Here is a 19,569-nt window from a genome sequence, read left to right as displayed (position 1 = left end):
AGCCGTATGACGAATACCCCTGCGATGAACCGCTACAGCTGGTATGGCAAGTTACCCAGCGCCGGAGATTTTTTGCAGCGCCGCTTTCCTGACACCTTACAGCGCCAGTGGTCGCACTGGTTCCAGGTCGGTCTGCTGGCCTGGCAGCAGGAAGAGCAGCGCAGCGGCGAGCGCCCGTTTCAGAAAGCACCCGTCTGGAATTTTGTGGTACCGCCCATGCTGGGCAGCCAGATGATCCAGATGGGCTGTCTGCTGCCCGGGCGCGACAGCGTCGGCCGACAATACCCGGTTTGCATTCAGCTGAGCTTCGCCCCGTCAGAGTGGTCGACCAGCCTGCTCAGCCAGGCCGAAAGCTGGTATCAGCAGATTGGACGCCTGGGGCTGCACGCGGTGCGCAACAGTTTTTCCGCCTCGCAGCTCGACGAGATGCTGATGTCCATTCCGGCGCCGCAGCCGGTCGAGCCGCAAAAGCGCTCCGACATCCTGGATGTGATTGGCTACGACGAGGACGGCCAGAGCACGCTGGGCTGGCCTCAGGCGGCAGAGTGCTTTGACCCGCTGCGTCAGACCAGCTACTGGTGGACCAACCGCTGCGACGGATACCCGCTCTACACCCACGTGCACAGCGGCAACTTTACCGGGCAGCTTTTCACCCTGCTGTTCGATCCGGCAGGGGGCGCCCGTCCGGGCCGTCACGGTCTCTATCCGCCTATGTTTGAATAAGCAGGGATCTCATGAATATCGAAGAATTTCTCGCGCCCATAAGCCCCGACAACCCCTGCGGCGAAAACCTGGAGTACGACGCTGACTTCCAGGCGATGAACCAGGCAAGCCTTGGGAAAGCGGAACAGCAGTTTGGCGACACCATCATCCCGGCGGAGCCTGCTGACTGGAACACGGTCGAAAAATACGCCACCAGCCTGCTGACCCGCACCAAAGATCTTCGCGTCCTGCTGGCGTTAACCCATGCCTGGACCCGCCGTCGCGGGCTGGCGGGCTACGCGGACGGATTACTGCTGGTGCAGGAGGCGATCGCCCGCTACTGGGAGCCGCTCTATCCGCTGCTCGAAGAGTATGGCGAAACCGACCCGTTCTACCGCATCAACGCTCTCGCCGGGCTGAGTGATAAATCCGACCTGACGGTCGCGGTACGCAACGCCTCGCTGCTGCGTTCAAACGGCGATGAAATTTCGCTGCGGGATGCCCAGGCGCTGCTGGACGGCAGTAAAACCGAATGCCCGGACTATCCCGGCGGGCGCCCGCGGCTGATTGACGAGCTGGCTCGCGGCGACCAGCCGGGGACCGCCGCGGTCATCGTCATTAACGAACGTCTGCTGGCCATTCGCGAGCTGCTCATCGGGCATCTCGGTGAAAGCGGCGTACCTGAGATGGAGCAGCTGCTGAAAACCGTGGGGCTGGTCGCCAGCGCCTGTCAGGTGACCGACATCAGCAAGCTGCTGCCGAACCGTGAAGCGCAGGCAGAGACACTGGCTGAACAGCAGCCGACGGCAACGCAGCCCGTTCAGCCGGTGACCGACTGGCGCAGCGTGCAGGTCACCAGCCGCGCCGACGCCCAGTTGATGCTGGAAAAAGCGAAGCAGTATTTTGCGCAGTACGAACCAAGCCACCCCGCACCGCTGATGATTGAACGGGTGCAGCGGCTGTCAGAACTTAACTTTATGGACATTATTCGCGACCTGGCGCCAGACGGCGTTAACCAACTGGAAAACATCTTTGGGCGCCGCGAATAGCGCGTCCAGGCATTATGACGTCAGGCATGGAGCCTGGCGTTTCACCTTCACCGCGCATCTTTGATGGAGAACATCATGGCAATGAGTAACAGTGGGCAGAAATTCATCGCACGTAACCGTGCCCCCCGCGTGCAGATCGAGTATGACGTAGAGATCTACGGTGCAGAACGTAAAATTCAGCTGCCGTTTGTGATGGGCGTTATGGCCGATCTGGTCGGCAAACCGGTGGAAAACCTGCCGGCCGTCGACGAGCGTAAATTCCTCGAAATCGACATCGACAACTTTGACGAACGCATGAAGGCGCTGAAGCCGCGCGTGGCGTTCCAGGTGGACAACACCCTGACCGGCGAAGGTAAGCTCAACGTGGATCTGACCTTCGACAGCATGGATGACTTCCTGCCGGACGCGGTGGCCCGCAAGGTTGAGCCGCTGAACAAGCTGCTGGAAGCGCGTACCCAGCTCTCCAACCTGCTGACCTATATGGACGGTAAAAACGGTGCGGAAGAGCTGATCGCAAAAATTCTGCAGGATCCGACGCTGCTCAAATCCCTGAGCCAGTTGCCGAAAAATGACGAAAGCGCGAAAGGTAGCGAGGAATAATCGATGAGCAACCAGACTCAACAACACGAGCAGCAGGCGGGTCAGGCGTTCAGCCAGGATGAATTCAGCGCGCTGCTGAACAAAGAGTTCCGCCCGAAAACCGATCAGGCCCGTTCCGCCGTCGAAAGCGCGGTCAAAACCCTGGCGCAGCAGGCGCTGGAAAATACCGTTACCTTCTCGAACGACACCTATCGCACCATTCAGAACCTGATTGCCGGTATCGACGAGCAGCTGTCGCAGCAGGTGAACCAGATCATTCACCACGAAGAGTTTCAGAAGCTGGAGAGCGCCTGGCGCGGCCTGAGCTACCTGGTGAACAACACTGAAACGGACGAGATGCTGAAGATCCGCTTTATGAGCATCTCCAAGCAGGAGCTGGGCCGCACCCTGAAGCGCTACAAGGGCGTGGGCTGGGACCAGAGCCCGATCTTCAAGAAAATTTACGAGCAAGAGTACGGTCAGTTCGGCGGCGAGCCGTTTGGCTGCATCGTCGGCGACTACTACTTCGACCACAGCCCGCAGGACGTTGAGCTGCTAGGCGAAATGGCGCGCATCGGTTCTGCGGCGCACTGTCCGTTCATTACCGGTACCGCACCGGGCGTGATGCAGATGGAGTCCTGGCAGGAGCTGGCCAACCCGCGCGACCTGACCAAGATCTTCCAGAACACCGAATACGCCGCCTGGCGTTCACTGCGTGAATCCGAAGATGCCCGCTATCTGGGCCTGGTGATGCCGCGCTTCCTGTCGCGCCTGCCGTACGGCATTCGCACCAACCCGGTGGACAGCTTTGACTTTGAAGAGCAGACCGACGGCGAGAACCACAACAGCTACTCTTGGGCGAACGCCGCGTACGCGATGGCCGCCAACATCAACCGCTCCTTCAAAGAGTACGGCTGGTGCACCTCAATTCGCGGCGTGGAGTCCGGCGGGGCGGTGGAAAACCTGCCGTGCCACACCTTCCCGAGCGATGACGGCGGCGTGGATATGAAATGCCCAACCGAGATCGCCATCAGCGATCGTCGTGAAGCCGAGCTGGCGAAAAACGGCTTTATGCCGCTGGTTCACCGCAAAAACTCCGACTTTGCTGCCTTCATCGGCGCGCAGTCCCTGCAAAAACCGGCCGAGTACCACGACCCGGATGCCACCGCCAACGCGCGTCTGGCATCACGCCTGCCGTACCTGTTCGCCTGCTGCCGTTTTGCCCACTACCTGAAGTGCATCGTGCGCGACAAAATCGGCTCCTTCCGCGAGCGCGAAGAGATGGAGCGCTGGCTGAACGACTGGGTCATGAACTACGTCGACGGTGACCCGGCGAACTCCTCCCAGGAGACCAAGTCCCGCAAACCGCTGGCGGCTGCGGAAGTGCAGGTGCAGGAGATTGAGGACAACCCTGGCTACTACGCCGCGAAGTTCTTCCTGCGTCCTCACTACCAGCTGGAAGGTCTGACCGTTTCTCTGCGTCTGGTATCTAAACTGCCGTCGCTGAAGACGAAAGACGCGTGATGATGAGTGCCGGCCCTGGAGGGCCGGCAAAGTAAACTACATTGGCAAAATTCATCTAGAAAGCCACCGACATTCATGAACCTCAGGAGGAATCAACTTTGGGAACGAGTTCACCAAAAGAAATTGCAGATGGCATGCTGAAAATTTTTGATACGCGTAAACAAAGTGGCCCAGAAATTTTCGCTCGCAGCGCGGTCGATGGTTTTATGTCAATTCCAGAAGACTTATGGATGTTAACAAAAGATTTTCTGGATACAGACCATCGGTGGCGAAATGAAACAGATAAAATTAGATTGTTAACTTTAATAAAAAAAGGGCTTACATCAGAAGATGTGCGTCGGTTAATCAATACAGTGGTCAAACGATATCTGTCTGGTTTATCTGAAGAACAATCTAAGGAACTCCTCCTAAAAGTCGGTGGGTCGCAAGTAGGTGGTATAGCCTTTAAAATGGTTTTCGTAAATGAATTAATTACGCTATTCGTTTCAAAAATTGTGCCGCGATTTCTTGTTTCTGCAGGGCTTACTGGTGTATTAAGTGTGGGGGCTTCAATTTCTCGCTCAGTTTATGCCTCATACGATCTATTAAAATTAAACAAAAATGTTTACTATGAGTTGCGTGGTGCGGGCGATTTAGATTTGTTATATTTTCTCGTTGAAGATAATGTTAAGCCATTTATTGAAGCTATAAATTTCCAACAGAGTCATGGTGCCATAGATAAAGAGATTTTTAGTCAGTTTTTAGCAGGAGCTACTCGTGTTTGAAAGAGCATCAAAGTACGTTATAGTCTATCTCATGCTTATTGTTTCATTTATGCTTTTTTTCTCAACTCTTGGCTATTATATTTTTGTTTTTGATTGGTCGGTAACCATCTTGGAAATAACGATAAATGCCGCTCTATTAATCATTCTCTTAGTTGCATCTATCGCTATTTACTATTTTGCGGAAAAATTAAAATCAAGGCTTTGATTTGCGCAAAAATCTTAGTGAGAAGTAAAATGCTAAAAGTATGACCAGCAGGAAAAGTAATTTTCCAAAAAGTAAACCTGCAGAAGTTGTAGTGACTTTTTCTAATGAAAATACATACCAGGCGGACTGAAAAAGATCTACAGTTGTGAAAATTGCGATAATTAAAAATACAATGGTAAGTATTAATAACAATATTTTCTTCATGTTATGTTGCCTTTGATGAATGATAGACGATTGAAAATATTCTAGATGATACAGTGAATGATTGTCTAGCGCTTAGTTACCATGAAGTGTAACTAACAAAATTTAGGGTGGTTGCAATTGCAGGCACTCTGAAGAGTCTGTACGAAGTACGAATTCGTCAGGCTAGAGGCAGAGGTAAAATATGGACGGTTTTATTCAGCCCCATGCTTTCCTGTTTGCCATATAAGTGCTTTTTCGAAAGCAATAATTTTCATCCACGAAGAGTAGATATTATGGCTATTGATATGTTTCTGAAGGTCGAGGGTGTTACGGGCGAATCTAAAGATTCTAACCACACCGGCTGGACTGATATTACCTCCTTCTCCTGGGGCGCTTCCCAGCCTGGTAATATGAGCGTTGGCGGTGGCGGCGGTGCCGGTAAAGTTAACTTTAACGATCTGCACGTTAATGCCTTGATCGACAAATCCACTACAGCAATCCTGAAACACTGCGCCAGCGGTAAACACCTGACTAAGGTTGAGCTGTCCGTGTGTAAAGCGGGCGGCCAGCAGGTGGAATATTCCCGCATTACGCTGGAAGATGTGCTGGTGACCTCTGTTCAGTACACCGGTGCTGACAACGGCGACACCGTGGGTGTGACCTACGCATTCCAGGCTGCGAAAGTGAAACAGCAGTACTGGGAGCAGACCACTTCTGGTGGTAAAGGTGCTGAAAGTAGCGCTGGCTGGAACATCAAAGAGAACAAAGAAGCGTAATTGCGCATGTGGCCGGGGAATTTTCCCCGGTCTTTATCAGCGTCAAGAACCCTTGGTATCGGCGGGCATGGTTATAAAAAAGTTATTCGGTGTGTTTGCAGTCACGTTAATGGCGAACGCCTGTGTGTCTCATCCTGCACAATATCAGCCACTTTCGGTTACGCTAAAGAACAACGAGCCCTGCTTTGCTATACCTGCTAACTCTGGGGTAGACGCGCCTGTCACCAGTCATTCACCCACCATAATGAAACGCGCGGGAAATGAATGGAAGGCGATATCGCCGCCGTCAACGTTTAGCCCTGAGGTGACGTTAACGACCCAACAATGTCATCAGTGGACGGGGATTACGTGGCAAGCGGGAGAATATGATATTGCTCTGAAAGTGTCAGGGAAAAACGGTTCTATTCGTTATGCGGCTCGTTTCATTTTAGAAGAAGGTCCCTCAGGCCAGTTTAAGTTATTCCTACCAACGCAACTTTCTGGAGCCTGAAATGAAACGTTTATTGCTGCTTGTATTGGTTTTAAATGCCTCCGTTGCTTGTTCCCAAACACTTCCTGATGTGAGTGCTTTTTCTCAGCAACAAATCTTTGAAAACTGGGTGCAAAATCGATGCATCAGTAAGATTGCGGACAGTAAAAGTCTCAAAGATGATGCAGAGGCCAGTGCGGCCGCATGGCTGGAAGCAAGCAATCTCCCTGCTGAGAATTTTGAAAAAGCTGACAAGGTGATTGTTTCTTTACTGAAAGAGAAAGTAGGTGGTACCGAACCGGGTCAATATCAGGTTTTAAAGTGCAGCTTAATCGCCAACAGCGACGCGATTCGTCCGCTCAAAACCGCAAAATAGAACCAATGGAATCGCCCCCAAACGCCGCCGTTCTCGCCCCGAGAGCGGCAGCGTTTGAGCGCTAATCATACCAGCAGGAATACGCCATGCGATTCACGATTATTTCTACGAAACCCGGTCATCAGCCGCCGCAAAGCAGCTGTGATTTTTACGCCCCGGGCGGCACCATTGGGCGCGGTACGGATAACAATCTGGTATTGCCGGACAATGACCGCACCATCTCTCGTCTGCAGGCCATTGTTCACGTTGACGCTCAGGGCGAATGCCGCGTCACCAACCGCGGCAGCGTCACCCGCGTGGTTTTAAATGACATTCCGCTGGAGCGGGGACGTCAGGTTGAGCTGCAGGATGGCGACATTCTCGGTATTGATGACTACCGTATCGAAGTGACCGAGCTGATCCACGATACGCAGCCCGTGAGCCGCATGGCGGCCAGCCTGCACCAGCAGGCGCGTCCGGCCGTGGCTCCTGCGCCTGCGCAGCAGCCGAAACCGGCGAGTGCCGCACCCCGTGGAAAAGCCGAGCCGACCGCCGTGCCAACGGAGATCTGGGATAGCCTGATGCAGGAGTTTTCCATCTCCGACAGCATCTCCAGCAACCGTACAAAACCGCAGCCTGCGGCATCGCACGATCCGTTCTCCCAGCCTGCAGCCCCGGAGCGTAACGCCGAAGATCCGCTGGCGATGTTCAACGACAGCGATCCCACGCTCGAACGTAAGCATGTCGATCCGGACTCGCTGTTCAGCGACGAAGCGCTGTTTAAAAAAGAGAGCATTTTTGACGACGTTACGCCTTCCACGCTGGTGCCACCGGTTGAGACCCAGCCAGCTCCGAACGAAGAGGGGACGGATGAGCTCGATCCGCTGGCCCTGTTTGGCGGTAAGTCCAGCGCGCCAGCCGCGCGTAATGACGACCCGCTCGGGCTGATGGGCGGCGCGCCGTTAACCCATCCGGATGACGTGATTAACGAGAAGCCAGCCCCCGTGCCGGAACCTGAGCAGGAAGAGGACGCGCTGGCCGATTCTCCGCTGTTCGCCCCTGAGCCGCAGGAAGAACCGCGTGCTGAAGAGGAACCCGCGCGACCGGATTACGCTGGCTTCACCATGCCGACGCCACAGGCCGTTGCGCGCAGCAGCGCTCAGGCACCGAAGGGCCGCCTGCGCATCGATCCGGTCAATAACGCCGCCGCCCCAACCGCCACGGCAAACAGCGGTGAGAAGGGCGAAGTGCTGCAGGGCGAGCTGCTGGAGGCGCTGCTGGAGGGGATGGGGCTCAGCGAAATGCAGCCCGTTCCGCAGTTTGACCGTGAAAATATGCGTCAACTGGGGCAGATCCTCGGCATGTTCTCCCAGGGGACCGTGGCGCTGCTCTCCTCGCGCTCCATTCTCAAGCGCGGCGTAAAAGCCGACATGACCATGGTGCTGGACGATGCCAACAACCCGTTCAAGCTGTTGCCGACCGGCAAAACCGTGTTAATCCAGATGTTCGGCACACCGATGCCGGGCTTTATGCCGCCAACCAAATCCGTGCGCGACGCGCTGATCGACCTGCAGGCGCACCAGCTGGGCATGATCTCCGGCATCCGCGCCATTATTGCCGCGATGCTGCAGTCCTTTAACCCGGAACAGCTGGAAGAGCAGGCGAAGCAGAACGGCATGACCTCGCGTCTGGCGCTGCCGGGCAGCCGCAAAGCCGCCCTGTGGGACTACTTTGTTCGCAGCTATGGCGAGACGGCGGGCGAGATTGAGGACGACTTCCACACCCTGTTCGGCGAGGCCTTCCTTCATGCGTATGACATGGAGGTCAATCAGTACAAAGACTCACAGAGCGGATCGGAAGACAAATGAATATCGCAACGGCTTCTCTCTCCCGCCAGGGGACGCGCGCCAGCAACCAGGATCAGACGGGAGAAACCATTGGGGAACGTTCAGCCTGCTTTGTCGTCTGCGACGGCATCGCGGGGCTGCCGGGCGGCGAAGTGGCCGCCGCGCTGGCCCGCAACAGCATTATCTCCCGCTTTGATGGCGACAAACATCTTAATGCGCAGCATATTCGCGACTACGTGCAGACGGCGAATCGCACTATTCTCAGCGAACAGCAGGCCGTTCAGGACTATCGCCGGATGGGCACGACGCTGGTTAGCCTGTTCATTGACCGTGATTACGGGCTGGCCTACTGGGCCCATGCCGGAGACAGCCGCCTGTACCTGTTCCGCCGGGGATGGCTGTGGCATGTGACCACCGACCACAGCCTGGTGCAGCAGATGAAAGATGCCGGGCACCAGACCGACAACCTGAACAGCAATTTGCTCTATCTGGCGCTGGGAATTGAAAACGGCGGGCCGGAAGCGAGCTACAGCGACGTGGTGCAGGTTGAAGACGGTGATGCCTTTTTACTCTGCACCGACGGGTTCTGGCACGGCGTCAGCGAAGAGCAAATGAAGCAGTCGCTGCATATGGTGAATACGCCGCAGGAGTGGCTGACCTTAATGAACCAAATCATTCAAAAGAATGGCGAGCAGGAGGGGAATGCCCAGGATAACTATACTGCCCTGGCGGTATGGATGGGCAACCCTCAGGACACCACTTTGCTGCACACCCTCTCTGACGCAGCACAATTTCTTCCCTGCGGAACTGATTAGACACACAAGGAACGATATGAAACTTTGGCTATCGGGTTTGGCACTTCTGGCGGCGACCTCTACCGCGCAGGCTGAAAATTTCCGCATCGTGCAGTCTCCTGCGCAGAAGCTGGATATCTGGATCGACAACATCAAAGACAACACGCCGCAGAGCTGGTGTAAGCCTGAGGTGGCGCTGCGCATTGTGGCGAACGGCAAGAAAGACGTCTCCGTGTTGGAGAACTTTGTGCCGCGTCTTGGCGCGCTGCTGGAACACCAGTGCAGTAAAGTCAATAAACTCAGCTGGACGCTCAACGATCCGGCGGGTACCACGCTGGCGCAGGGCACGGCAGGCAAAGCGCAGGACTGGGCGCTGGTGGTGAAACAGGAGCAGGCCGCGCCTGCTGCGACCGTCACCGCCACCCCAGCCAGCGGCGCGTTACTGCCGCCCGATCAGAACGTGGCTTCCCGTACCGTTGCCGCCGACCGTACGCCGTGGCAGGAGTTTACCCTGCAGGACGGCTGCCACCTGCGCACCTTCTGGGAAGGGGGCGCCTCTGCACCGGCGCTCTTCATTTCGGATTCTGACACCACCCGCTGCGGGAATGGCAGCTGGCTGAGCGGACACACCGTTGTGTCGCAGTCCCGCAACGGCGGGCAGAAAGAGATGGCGGTAACGTACATTCATGGCTTCCCGGTCACCGGGCTGAATCAGAGCGCCGACCCGGAAAACGCGCTGATCACCTCCGTCAACAAAGAGCGCATGGTATTCAGCACCCCAAACAGCGACCAGAGCTGGATGATCCTGCCTTACGACAGCACCCTGAACAGCTGGAAGAGCAACGGCACCGTCGCGGTGGAGATCTCCCGTGAAACCGCCAGCGACGATGCAAAGCTGCAGGCGCGTATCGCCGCGGTGAAAAAAACCTGGAGCGCCTGGGTGGCACCCGGCACCCCGCTGAATATCGTGCTGATTGACACCCTGCGTCCTCAGCTGCGCGATCCGGCCGTTGGCGCATGGCGCGCGGCAAATTAAGGAATGGCGATGAATACGCTCTATCAACACCTGGCGGGTGAGTCGCTCAACGACGCGCTCGCGCGTCTGGAAGCAGAAATCAAAGCTCGTCCGGCGGATGCCGACCTCCGCGCCGCGTTCGTGCAGTTCTTAACCCTTAGCGGCAACTGGACGCGTGCCCTGACCCAGCTGAAAAGCTGGCTGGCGCTGAAGCCGCAGGCGAAACCCACCGTCACGCTGCTGGAGCAGTCCATTCAGGGCGAGCTGCAGCGCGCGCAGGTGATGGCGGGACAGGCGCGTCCGGCGATGCCTGAAACCCAGTGGCCGTGGCTAACCACCCTTGCGGCGGCGCTGAGCGAGGAGGGCGAGCGCGCGCAGGCGCTGCGTCTGGAAGCCCTTGAGCAGGCGCAGGCCACCCCCGGCCAGATTACCCTCGAAAACGAGGAGACGCAGGTCTTTGACTGGCTGATGGACGGCGATGCCCGTCTCGGCCCGGTGTGCGAAACCATCGTCAACGGGCGCTATTTCTGGCTGCCGTTTAACGCTATCGCGGAGATCCGTTTCCAGGCGCCTGCCAGCGTGACCGACCTGGTCTGGCGTCACGCGCTGGTGCGCCTGACGGACGGGACGGAGCAGGTGTGCCAGATCCCGGCGCGTTACCCGTTTGCGGCCGATGCCTCTGACGCGGTTAAACTGGGGCGCACCACCGACTGGCACCCGCTCGATACTGACGGCACGCTGTATGAAGGCCAGGGCCAGAAGGCCTGGCTGAGCGAGCAAAGCGAAAGCCCGCTGCTGTCGTTAAGCCTCGTGACGTTTGCGACGGATGGAGCCGATGAGTAATCCCGCTGGCGAAGGCGATCTGCTGCGCAGCGGCTGGCAAGCCCGCAGCAGGCAGGAGAAGGTGGGGGCGCGCGACAAAATGCAGCCCTCGCTGCTCGATCGCCTCACTGATAACGACCCGGAAAAAAAGCGTGAGTCGGCCAACAGCAATCTGATCACCCACGCCGCCCTGCGCCGCAATGTGCTGCGCGATTTGCAGTGGCTGTTTAATACCATCAACCACGATGCCTCCGGCGATTTAAGCGCGCTACCGCACGTGAGCCGCTCGGTGGTTAACTTCGGCGTCGCGCCCCTGGCCGGGAAAAGAATGTCGGACATCGAATGGCACGACATTCAGCGCAAGCTCACCGAGGCCATCATCAATTTTGAACCACGCATTTTGCCGCAGGGGCTGCAGGTCCGCTGCGTGTCGGATACCTCCTCGCTGGATCTGCACAACGTGCTCTCCATCGAGATCAAAGGGCGTTTATGGTGCGTGCCGTACCCGCTGGAGTTTCTGTTTCGCACCGATGTCGATCTGGAAAACGGCCATTTTGAACTGAAAGATGCGGGGTAATCATGGAAAGTAAACTGCTCGAATACTACAACCGTGAGCTGGCCTACCTGCGCGAAATGGGGGCCGAGTTTGCCGAACGCTACCCGAAAGTCGCCGGACGGCTGGGCATGCGCGGCATCGACGTGGCGGACCCGTATACCGAACGTCTGATGGAAGGGTTCGCCTTCCTGACCTCCCGCGTGCAGATGAAAATGGACGCGGAGTTTCCGCGCTTCTCCCAGCGTCTGCTGGAGATGATTGCGCCGAACTATCTTGCGCCCACGCCGTCGATGGCGATTGCGGAGATTCTGCCCGACAGCAGCCGGGGCGACCTGAGCAAGGGCTTCATCGTGCCGCGCGGTACCATGATGGACAGCCTGGCGCTGAAAAAAACCGGCGTGACCTGCAGCTATACCACGGCGCACGAGGTCAACCTGCTGCCGCTGAAAATCGACAAGGTTGAGCTGGGCGGAGTCCCTGCCGATTTGCCGCTCGCACAGCTGGGTCTGAGCCAGCGGGGGATCGGCAGCGCCCTGCGGATCCGCATCGCCTGCGACGGCCCGCAACATCTCGGGCACCTGGATTTCGACCGTCTTGAGTTTTTCCTCGCCGGTCCGGATATCGAGGCGCTGAAGCTGCTGGAGCTGGTGATGGAGCACCACGCCGGGATCGTCTGTCAGACGGTCAGCCCGCAGCCGCAGCGACAGCTGCTGGCGACGGACGCGCTGCGCCAGGAGGGATTTGAGCCTGACCAGGCGCTGCTGCCGGACGATCTGCGCAACTTTGACGGCTATCGCCTGCTGCAGGAGTATTTCGCGTTTCCGGCCCGTTTCCGCTTCATTAGCCTCAGCGGCCTGAGCACGCTGATCCAGCGCTGTGAAGAAGAAAAAGCCTTCGACATCTTCATCCTGCTGGATAAGTCGGATGAACAGCTGGAGCGCGTGGTCGATGCCAGCCATCTGGCGCTGCACTGCACCCCGGTCATCAACCTTTTCCCGAAAGTTGCGGCGCGGCAGAAGCTAAATGACGGTCAGCATGAATACCATCTGGTGGTCGATAACATCCGTCCGCTGGATTATGAAATCTACGCGGTAAAAAAAATCTATGGCAGCGCGGACGGCCAGCGTGATGACCAGACGTTTCGTCCGTTCTGGAGCACCTGGAGCGGCGATGCGGGCAACTACGGGGCCTATTTTTCCCTGCGACGCGAGCAGCGCGTGCTGTCCGAGCACGCGCTGCGCTACGGCACCCGTACCGGCTATATCGGCTCGGAGGTCTTCGTCTCGCTGGTGGATGAACAGCACGCGCCGTGGCAGGAAAATCTGCGCTATATCTCTGCGGAGGTGCTCTGCACCAGCCGTGACCTGCCGCTGATGCTGCAGCAGGAGCTCGGGGAGTTCATTATGGCTGACTCCATGCCGGTGAAATCCCTCACCCTGCGTAAAGGGCCGACGCCGCCGCGTCCGGCGCTGGCAGAAGGGTTCAGCACCTGGCGGCTTATCAGCCAGCTGCAGATGAACTACCTCAGCCTGATGGACAGTGACAATGAGGAGGGGGCGGCCGCGCTGCGTCAGCTGTTAGGACTGTACGCCAACCTGGCCGAAACGCCTGTGGCGCGTCAGGTGGAGGGCGTTCGCCACTGCGTGCTGGAGCCGGTTCACCGCCGCGTGCCTGAACCCGGCCCGGTGGTGTTCGCCCGCGGGATCGGCATTACCCTGACGGTGGATGAGCGAGCCTTTTCGGGGGCCAGTCCGTGGCTCTTTGGCAGCGTGATGGAGCGCCTCTTTGCCCGCCTGGTCTCCATCAACAGCTTTACCGAGTTCACCCTGAAGAGTCAGCAGCGCGGCGAGATTGGCTACTGGGCGCCGCGCATGGGTAAAAGGGCGCTGATATGAGTGACGCCGCCACTGCACCGCTGCGCGTGCATCGCCTGACGAAGCTGCCGGACGCGTTCTGGCACGGCGTCCGCGAGACGCCCTGGCGCTACGATCTGTTTCAGTTGTTAAGGCGCATTGATGCCCAGGGCGGCGAGCGCTACCCGCTGGGCCGCGCGCCGCTGCCAAAATTTGAACCGCTGCGCATCGGCCAGCAGCCGTCGATGAGTTTTGCTCCGTCGACGCTGGCCAGGGTGCGTCAGCGGGAAGAGAGCGGGCTGCATGAGGTGTCTATCCTCAGCTTCGGCCTGTTTGGCCCGAACGGCCCGCTGCCTGTCCACATGACCGAGTACGCCCGCGAGCGTATTTATCATCATCAGGACACCAGCCTGAGCGCGTTTGCCGATCTGTTCCACCATCGTCTGGCGCTGCTGTTTTACCGCGCCTGGGCGGATGCGCAGCCCACCGTCTCGCTGGACCGCGCCGATAACAAGCGCTTTGAGGGCTATCTGGCGTCGCTGATTGGGATGGGCCAGCCGGGTCAGATGGACAACGGCAGCCTGAGCGCGCACGCGCGCTTTACCCACGCCGGGCACCTGACCCGTCATGGGCGGGATCCGGAGGGGCTGGAGAAGATCCTGCGCAGCTATTTTAAGGCGCCGGTCAAACTGGTCAGCAACGTGCCGCAGTGGATGCCGCTCTCCACGCGCGAGCAAGCGCAGCTGGGAGCAGGACGCCGCATGCCGCGCATGGGTGAATCCGCCTTTCTCGGCGTCGCCGTCCGCGACGTGCAGCATAAGTTTCGCATCGAGATTGGCCCGCTGAGCGCGGAGGAGTACAACCGCTTTCTGCCGGGTGAAGCGTGGGTCACCGAGCTGCGCGACTGGGTGCGTCAGTACGCCGGCGTGGAGTTTGAATGGGAAACGCGGGTGATCCTGCGCGCAGACGCGGTGCAGGGCGCCACGCTCGGCAGCAATGGGCGATTAGGCTATAACACCTGGCTGGGCCTTCAGCCGCAGCCTGTCCCGCGCGGCGATCTGGTGTATCGCGCAGAGCGGTAATCCTTCCGTATACCGAATCATTGTTAATGGAAACTAACATGTCAGAAATTAGCCGTGCCGTGCTTTTCGGCAAACTGGATACGCTGTTATTTACCTCTCTGGAAAGCGCCACTGCGTTCTGCAAGCTGCGCGGCAACCCCTATGTTGAGCTGGTGCACTGGCTGCATCAGCTGATGCAGCAGCAGGATGGCGATCTGCAGCAGGTCATCCGCCACTTTGCCCTCGACGAGCAGCAGCTGACGCGCGATATCGTTGCCGCGCTGGATGTGCTTCCGCGCGGGGCGAGTTCCGTTTCCGATCTCTCCGAGCATATCGACAGCGCCGTGGAGCGCGCCTGGGTCTTCGGCTCGCTGAAGTTTGGCGTCAGCCGCATTCGCGGCGGCCATTTGCTGATCGGCATACTCAAAACCTGGAACCTGGCCAACGTGCTGAAAAGCATTTCGGCGCAGTTCACCCGCCTTAACGTCGAGGTATTGATTGAGCAGTTCGATACCATCTGCGCCAACAGCAAAGAGACGCAGCAGGCCGCTGCCGCTGTCGACGCACCGGCGGGTGCAGTACCGGCTGCTCAGGGGACGCTGGCCCAGTACGGTCAGGACCTGACCGCCCGCGCCCGGGAAGGGAAGATTGACCCGGTCGTCGGGCGCGACGAGGAGATCCGCCAGATGGTCGATATCCTGATGCGCCGTCGTCAGAACAACCCGCTGCTGACCGGGGAAGCCGGAGTCGGGAAAACGGCGGTGGTGGAAGGGCTGGCGCTGCGTATCGCCGACGGCGACGTGCCGGAGCCGCTGCAGAACATTCAGCTGTGGCTGCTGGATATCGGTATGCTGCAGGCCGGTGCAGGCATGAAAGGCGAGTTTGAAGCCCGTCTGCAGGCGCTCATTAACGAAGTCCAGTCCAGCCCCACGCCGATCATTTTGTTTATCGATGAGATCCACACCCTGATTGGCGCAGGCGGCCAGCAGGGGACCGGCGATGCGGCGAACCTGCTGAAGCCAGCCCTGGCGCGCGGCCAGCTGCGCACCATCGGCGCCACCACCTGGGCAGAATACAAAAAGTACATTGAGAAAGACCCGGCGCTGACCCGTCGTTTCCAGACGGTGCAGGTTCACGAGCCGGACGAAGCGAAAGCCATTCTGATGCTGCGCAGCACCGTGTCGCCGCTGGAGACGCACCACCAGGTGTTGCTGCTCGACGAAGCGGTCAGCGCGGCGGTGAAGCTGTCCCACCGCTACATCCCGGCGCGTCAGCTGCCGGACAAAGCCGTTGCGCTGCTCGACACCGCCTGCGCCCGCGTCGCGGTGAGCCAGAGCGCGCCGCCTGCGCAGCTGGAAGACTGCCTGCGCCACCTTGCTGCGCTTGACGTGGAAATTGAGATCGCAGAACGCGAAGCGCGCGTGGGGGCGGGTGACGCCGAGCGCGTCACGGCATTACGCGCAGAACGCGACGCGTATGAGACAAAACGCGAAGCCCTGGCCCGGCGCTGGGAAGAAGAGCGCAGCCTGGTGCAGGAGATTATCCGCCTGCGCGCCGCGCTGTTCGCGGCGGGCGAAGAAGATACCGCCGAGCTGCGCGGCCAGCTGGCGGAGCAGCAGCAGGCGCTGAACGCCTTACAGGGAGACGAGCCGCTGCTGTTTGCCGCGGTGGATGAAAACGTGGTCGCCGCGGTCGTCTCTGACTGGACCGGGATCCCGCTGGGCCGGATGGTGAAAAACGAGATCGACGCGGTACTCAACCTTGCCGACACGCTGAACCAGCGCGTTATCGGCCAGCGTCACGGTCTGGACCTGATTGCCCGCCGCGTGAAAACCTCCCGGGCGAAGCTGGACGACCCGAACAAGCCGGTGGGCGTCTTTATGCTGTGCGGTCCGTCCGGCGTCGGTAAAACCGAAACCGCGCTGGCGCTCGCCGAATCTCTGTACGGCGGCGAGCAGAACGTCATCACCATCAACATGAGCGAGTTCCAGGAAGCGCACACCGTCTCCACCTTAAAAGGTGCGCCTCCGGGGTACGTAGGGTATGGTGAAGGCGGGGTATTAACCGAGGCCGTCCGCCGCCGTCCATACAGCGTCGTGCTGCTGGACGAAATTGAGAAAGCGCACCCGGACGTCCACGAGATCTTCTTCCAGGTCTTCGACAAAGGCTGGATGGAAGACGGCGAGGGGCGCCACATTGATTTCCGCAACACCATTATTATTCTGACCTCCAACGTCGGCACCGAGCTGATTAGCGCCATGTGCGCCGATCCGGACCTCATGCCGGAGCCTGAGGCCTTAAGCGGCGCGCTGCGCCAGCCGCTGCTGGAGGTGTTCCCACCGGCGCTGCTGGGTCGCCTGCTGGTGGTGCCTTACTACCCGCTCAGCGACGAGATGCTGGGGCAGATTGTTCGCCTGCAGCTCAAGCGCATTCAGCGTCGTCTGGAGGAGAATCACAGCATTATTTCTGAGTTTGACGACAGCGTGGTGGAACAGATTGTTCAGCGCTGCACCGAGGTGGAGTCCGGCGGCCGCATGGTGGATGCTATTCTGACCAACACCCTGCTGCCTCAGATGAGCCAGATCTTACTTACCGCCAGCCGCAGCGACGAACAGTACCGACGTCTGCACGTCACCTGCGAGCAGGGCGAGTTTCACTGTCAGTTTGCCGCGTAATAATCATCAAGAGAACTGTAAAAGATGACGGATAATGATAACAATCGGACTGTCCCAAACGCGCTCCCGGTCGGGTACCGCTTCAACGAGTTTGAAATCAAAGAGGTGATCGGCGGCGGCGGTTTTGGCATTGTCTATCGCGCGTGGGATCACCAGCTCGAACGCACTATCGCTATCAAAGAATTTATGCCTTCCTCGCTCGCCGTACGCGGCGACGACATGACCCTGGTGCTGCGCAGCGAGCGCTTTGGCAAAGCGTTCTCCGCGGGCCTGAACAGCTTTATCCAGGAAGCCCGTCTGCTGGCGCGCTTTAACCACCCGAACCTGCTGCACGTCCTGCGTTTCTGGGTGCAAAACGACACGGCCTACATGGGGACGCTGTTTTACAGCGGCACCACGCTTTCGCGCCTGCGCGAGGAAAAGCCGGAGCTGATCAACGAAGCCTGGATCCGCCGCACGCTGCCGATGCTGTTCGGTGCGATCAAGACCATCCACGACGAAGGCTACCTGCACCGCGACATCTCTCTGGATAACATCCAGATCCAGGATAACGGCCTGCCGGTGCTGCTCGATTTCGGCTCCGCGCGCCGCACCATCGGTAACCTTTCCGACGAAACGGAAACCATGCTGCGCCCGGGCTTTGCGCCGATTGAGCAGTACACCGACGACAACGAAAGCGAGCAGGGCCCGTGGACGGACATTTACGCCCTCGGCGCCGTGCTGCGTACCCTAATTGTGGGTTCTCCGCCCCCGGTCAGCGTGGTGCGCTCGATTCAGGATACCTGCAAACCGCTGGTGGAAATCATGCCGCAGGGCTATTCCATTCCGCTGCTGCAGGCCATTGACCGCGCGCTGGCGCTGCACATGGAGGACCGTCCACAGTCCATCGATGAGTTCGCCGCGCTGATAGAGATGCCGGTCGCCGGGATTAACGACGTGCTGACGGCGAAAAAGCCCGGCACCATGCTGGTACCGGTGGAGGAAGAACAGCCGGCGTCGCTGCTCGACTGGCGTCGCTACAGGATCCCAGGCATGGTTGCCGCAGGCGTGCTGGTCGGCGTTGTCGCTGGCGCGATGCTGTTTAGCGGCGGCAAAGATGCGCCAGAGCAGGCTGCGCAGGCACCGGCAGAGACGCGTCCAACCGAAACCGCCGCGAACGCCCCAGACGTGAAGCCAGAAACGGTGAAGGTGAGCGAACCGGCGACGGCACAGCAGACGCCACCGCCTGCCGCGAGTCCTGTTGCGTTGGTCTATATCCGCATCCTCGACGGCGAAACGCTGAAAGTGAACGGCGAGCCAAAAGCGCTGCGCCCGGGAACCAACGGCTATGCATCGCTCAAGCTGCCGGCTGGTGAGGCGAAGATTGAACTGCAGGGCAACGGAAGAACGCGTGGCCAGACGCTGGATATTACCAAGCCGGGCACCTGGCTGGTGAATCCGTAGGAATATAAACAGGGGAGACTATGGAAGTGTACGATCTTTGAAGTCTTAGGCTTCATTCAAAGGAGTACGAGAAGATTGTCTCTCCTGTTTGTGCGTTTTGAATTTATTCCTAACCCGGAGGGTTGAGTTGAAGCCAATATGTGCTCCCCCATTTTTTTAAATAACAATAACGGGCGTACACAAAACAAGCTCGCTCATTTAAATAGCCATCTATGGTATTTCTGGGGAAGTATGGATCTTCTCGCAATATTGCTTTATTGCGTGAATTCAGTTCGCCAGCACAGAATTCCATTCATTTCTGACGCAAAAGCGTTTAGTGATTCGTTGCATTATTATGCAGGTGATGGTTTCAGCATTTTGGTCATGCTTTTTTTTGTGCTTGACTTACTTTTATTACTCTCTTTGTGTACTTCGGCCTGTTTATTCTTCAAGCGAAAGATCGGAGCGGTTAAACTTGCACTCGCTCAGGAATTATTTCGCTTGATTTCATTCAGATGTTCGGTCTCATTGTTCCCTCTTTTAGTAAGTATGTTTGATTTTTCAAACATCTGGTTGAATGTAGGTTTATTTGTCACATCAGAGTCACTGAAAATCTACTCTCTTGTTTTTTGGATGATCAAGAGGGAAAAGCCCCTTTCTTGAATGACGCTTTATCACAGATGCAGAACCTCTTATCTGCATCGCATAAGCTAGATGGAATAAAGATTATGCTCAACCGAATTACCGTTCAGCTCCCGGTGGAGGGGCTTCTGTTCTGGAAACTGACGGGCCGAGAGGCGATGTCCGAGTCGTTCGCGCTGACGCTGACCGTGCTCGGCACGGACGCACGCATTGACCGCAGTAAGCTGCTGGGCCAGCCGGTCACGGTGACCATCCCGACGCAGAATCTGCTGACGT

19 protein-coding genes are annotated in these 19,569 nt (G+C 58.1%); all 19 read left to right on the top strand.

Annotation, left to right across the window (positions count from 1 at the left end):
* The first annotated feature begins 6 nt into the window (after nucleotides 1-6).
* A complete protein-coding gene (tagF, locus tag AA74_RS0119880; protein ID WP_008502646.1) occupies nucleotides 7-723 on the top strand; it encodes a type VI secretion system-associated protein TagF in 717 nt (238 codons plus the stop codon).
* Between the two features lie 11 nt (nucleotides 724-734).
* Nucleotides 735-1,751: a type VI secretion system protein TssA gene (gene tssA, locus AA74_RS0119875; protein WP_023293800.1), complete on the top strand. Its 1,017-nt coding sequence runs from the start codon at nucleotides 735-737 to the stop codon at nucleotides 1,749-1,751.
* Nucleotides 1,752-1,826: 75 nt separating this feature from the next.
* Entirely contained in the window at nucleotides 1,827-2,351 is a 525-nt protein-coding gene (gene tssB, locus AA74_RS0119870; RefSeq protein ID WP_008502644.1) for a type VI secretion system contractile sheath small subunit, read from the top strand.
* 3 nt (nucleotides 2,352-2,354) lie between these two features.
* Nucleotides 2,355-3,854, top strand: a complete 1,500-nt coding sequence (tssC, locus tag AA74_RS0119865; protein ID WP_025913123.1) for a type VI secretion system contractile sheath large subunit — start codon at nucleotides 2,355-2,357, stop codon at nucleotides 3,852-3,854.
* 98 nt (nucleotides 3,855-3,952) lie between these two features.
* Nucleotides 3,953-4,618 (top strand): hypothetical protein, encoded by a 666-nt coding sequence (locus tag AA74_RS0119860; RefSeq protein ID WP_025913122.1) that lies wholly within the window; start codon nucleotides 3,953-3,955, stop codon nucleotides 4,616-4,618.
* A gap of 681 nt (nucleotides 4,619-5,299) precedes the next feature.
* On the top strand, nucleotides 5,300-5,782 hold the full coding sequence (locus AA74_RS0119850) for a type VI secretion system tube protein Hcp (RefSeq protein WP_008502640.1): 483 nt from the start codon (nucleotides 5,300-5,302) through the stop codon (nucleotides 5,780-5,782).
* A gap of 67 nt (nucleotides 5,783-5,849) precedes the next feature.
* Nucleotides 5,850-6,272, top strand: coding sequence for a putative T6SS immunity periplasmic lipoprotein (locus AA74_RS1000000123150; RefSeq protein WP_071580364.1), 423 nt, complete (start codon nucleotides 5,850-5,852; stop codon nucleotides 6,270-6,272).
* Nucleotide 6,273: 1 nt separating this feature from the next.
* On the top strand, nucleotides 6,274-6,627 hold the full coding sequence (locus AA74_RS0119845; protein ID WP_025913120.1) for a T6SS amidase immunity protein Tai4 family protein: 354 nt from the start codon (nucleotides 6,274-6,276) through the stop codon (nucleotides 6,625-6,627).
* Between the two features lie 86 nt (nucleotides 6,628-6,713).
* Complete coding sequence (gene tagH, locus AA74_RS0119840) at nucleotides 6,714-8,474, top strand: type VI secretion system-associated FHA domain protein TagH (RefSeq protein ID WP_025913119.1); 1,761 nt, start codon at nucleotides 6,714-6,716, stop codon at nucleotides 8,472-8,474.
* Entirely contained in the window at nucleotides 8,471-9,268 is a 798-nt protein-coding gene (locus AA74_RS0119835) for a PP2C family serine/threonine-protein phosphatase (RefSeq protein WP_008502637.1), read from the top strand. The genes tagH and AA74_RS0119835 overlap by 4 nt, the downstream gene beginning before the upstream one ends.
* Nucleotides 9,269-9,284: 16 nt before the next feature.
* On the top strand, nucleotides 9,285-10,283 hold the full coding sequence (locus AA74_RS0119830) for a hypothetical protein (protein ID WP_025913118.1): 999 nt from the start codon (nucleotides 9,285-9,287) through the stop codon (nucleotides 10,281-10,283).
* A 9-nt stretch (nucleotides 10,284-10,292) separates the two neighbouring features.
* Nucleotides 10,293-11,105: a type VI secretion system accessory protein TagJ gene (locus tag AA74_RS0119825; RefSeq protein WP_025913117.1), complete on the top strand. Its 813-nt coding sequence runs from the start codon at nucleotides 10,293-10,295 to the stop codon at nucleotides 11,103-11,105.
* On the top strand, nucleotides 11,098-11,661 hold the full coding sequence (gene tssE, locus AA74_RS0119820) for a type VI secretion system baseplate subunit TssE (protein WP_008502634.1): 564 nt from the start codon (nucleotides 11,098-11,100) through the stop codon (nucleotides 11,659-11,661). Before AA74_RS0119825 ends, tssE begins: the two co-directional genes overlap by 8 nt.
* 2 nt (nucleotides 11,662-11,663) lie before the next feature.
* Nucleotides 11,664-13,535 carry a type VI secretion system baseplate subunit TssF gene (gene tssF / locus AA74_RS0119815; protein ID WP_023344384.1) on the top strand — a complete coding sequence of 624 codons (1,872 nt, stop codon included), beginning with the start codon at nucleotides 11,664-11,666 and terminating at the stop codon, nucleotides 13,533-13,535.
* Complete coding sequence (tssG, locus tag AA74_RS0119810; RefSeq protein ID WP_025913116.1) at nucleotides 13,532-14,575, top strand: type VI secretion system baseplate subunit TssG; 1,044 nt, start codon at nucleotides 13,532-13,534, stop codon at nucleotides 14,573-14,575. The genes tssF and tssG overlap by 4 nt, the downstream gene beginning before the upstream one ends.
* Before the next feature lie 38 nt (nucleotides 14,576-14,613).
* Nucleotides 14,614-17,229, top strand: a complete 2,616-nt coding sequence (gene tssH / locus AA74_RS0119805) for a type VI secretion system ATPase TssH (RefSeq protein ID WP_025913115.1) — start codon at nucleotides 14,614-14,616, stop codon at nucleotides 17,227-17,229.
* Nucleotides 17,230-17,253: 24 nt separating this feature from the next.
* Complete coding sequence (locus tag AA74_RS0119800; RefSeq protein WP_025913114.1) at nucleotides 17,254-18,672, top strand: serine/threonine-protein kinase; 1,419 nt, start codon at nucleotides 17,254-17,256, stop codon at nucleotides 18,670-18,672.
* A gap of 231 nt (nucleotides 18,673-18,903) precedes the next feature.
* Nucleotides 18,904-19,314: a hypothetical protein gene (locus tag AA74_RS0119795; protein WP_223825724.1), complete on the top strand. Its 411-nt coding sequence runs from the start codon at nucleotides 18,904-18,906 to the stop codon at nucleotides 19,312-19,314.
* Between the two features lie 65 nt (nucleotides 19,315-19,379).
* Nucleotides 19,380-19,569, top strand: a 190-nt coding sequence (locus tag AA74_RS01000000122370) for a hypothetical protein (RefSeq protein WP_032667633.1), incomplete at its 3' end; no start/stop codon positions are given.

It is taken from the genome of Enterobacter sp. 5-4, from assembly GCF_000612205.1.
GTDB lineage: Bacteria > Pseudomonadota > Gammaproteobacteria > Enterobacterales > Enterobacteriaceae > Enterobacter > Enterobacter roggenkampii.
This window is presented reverse-complemented; position numbering and strand designations above follow the sequence as displayed.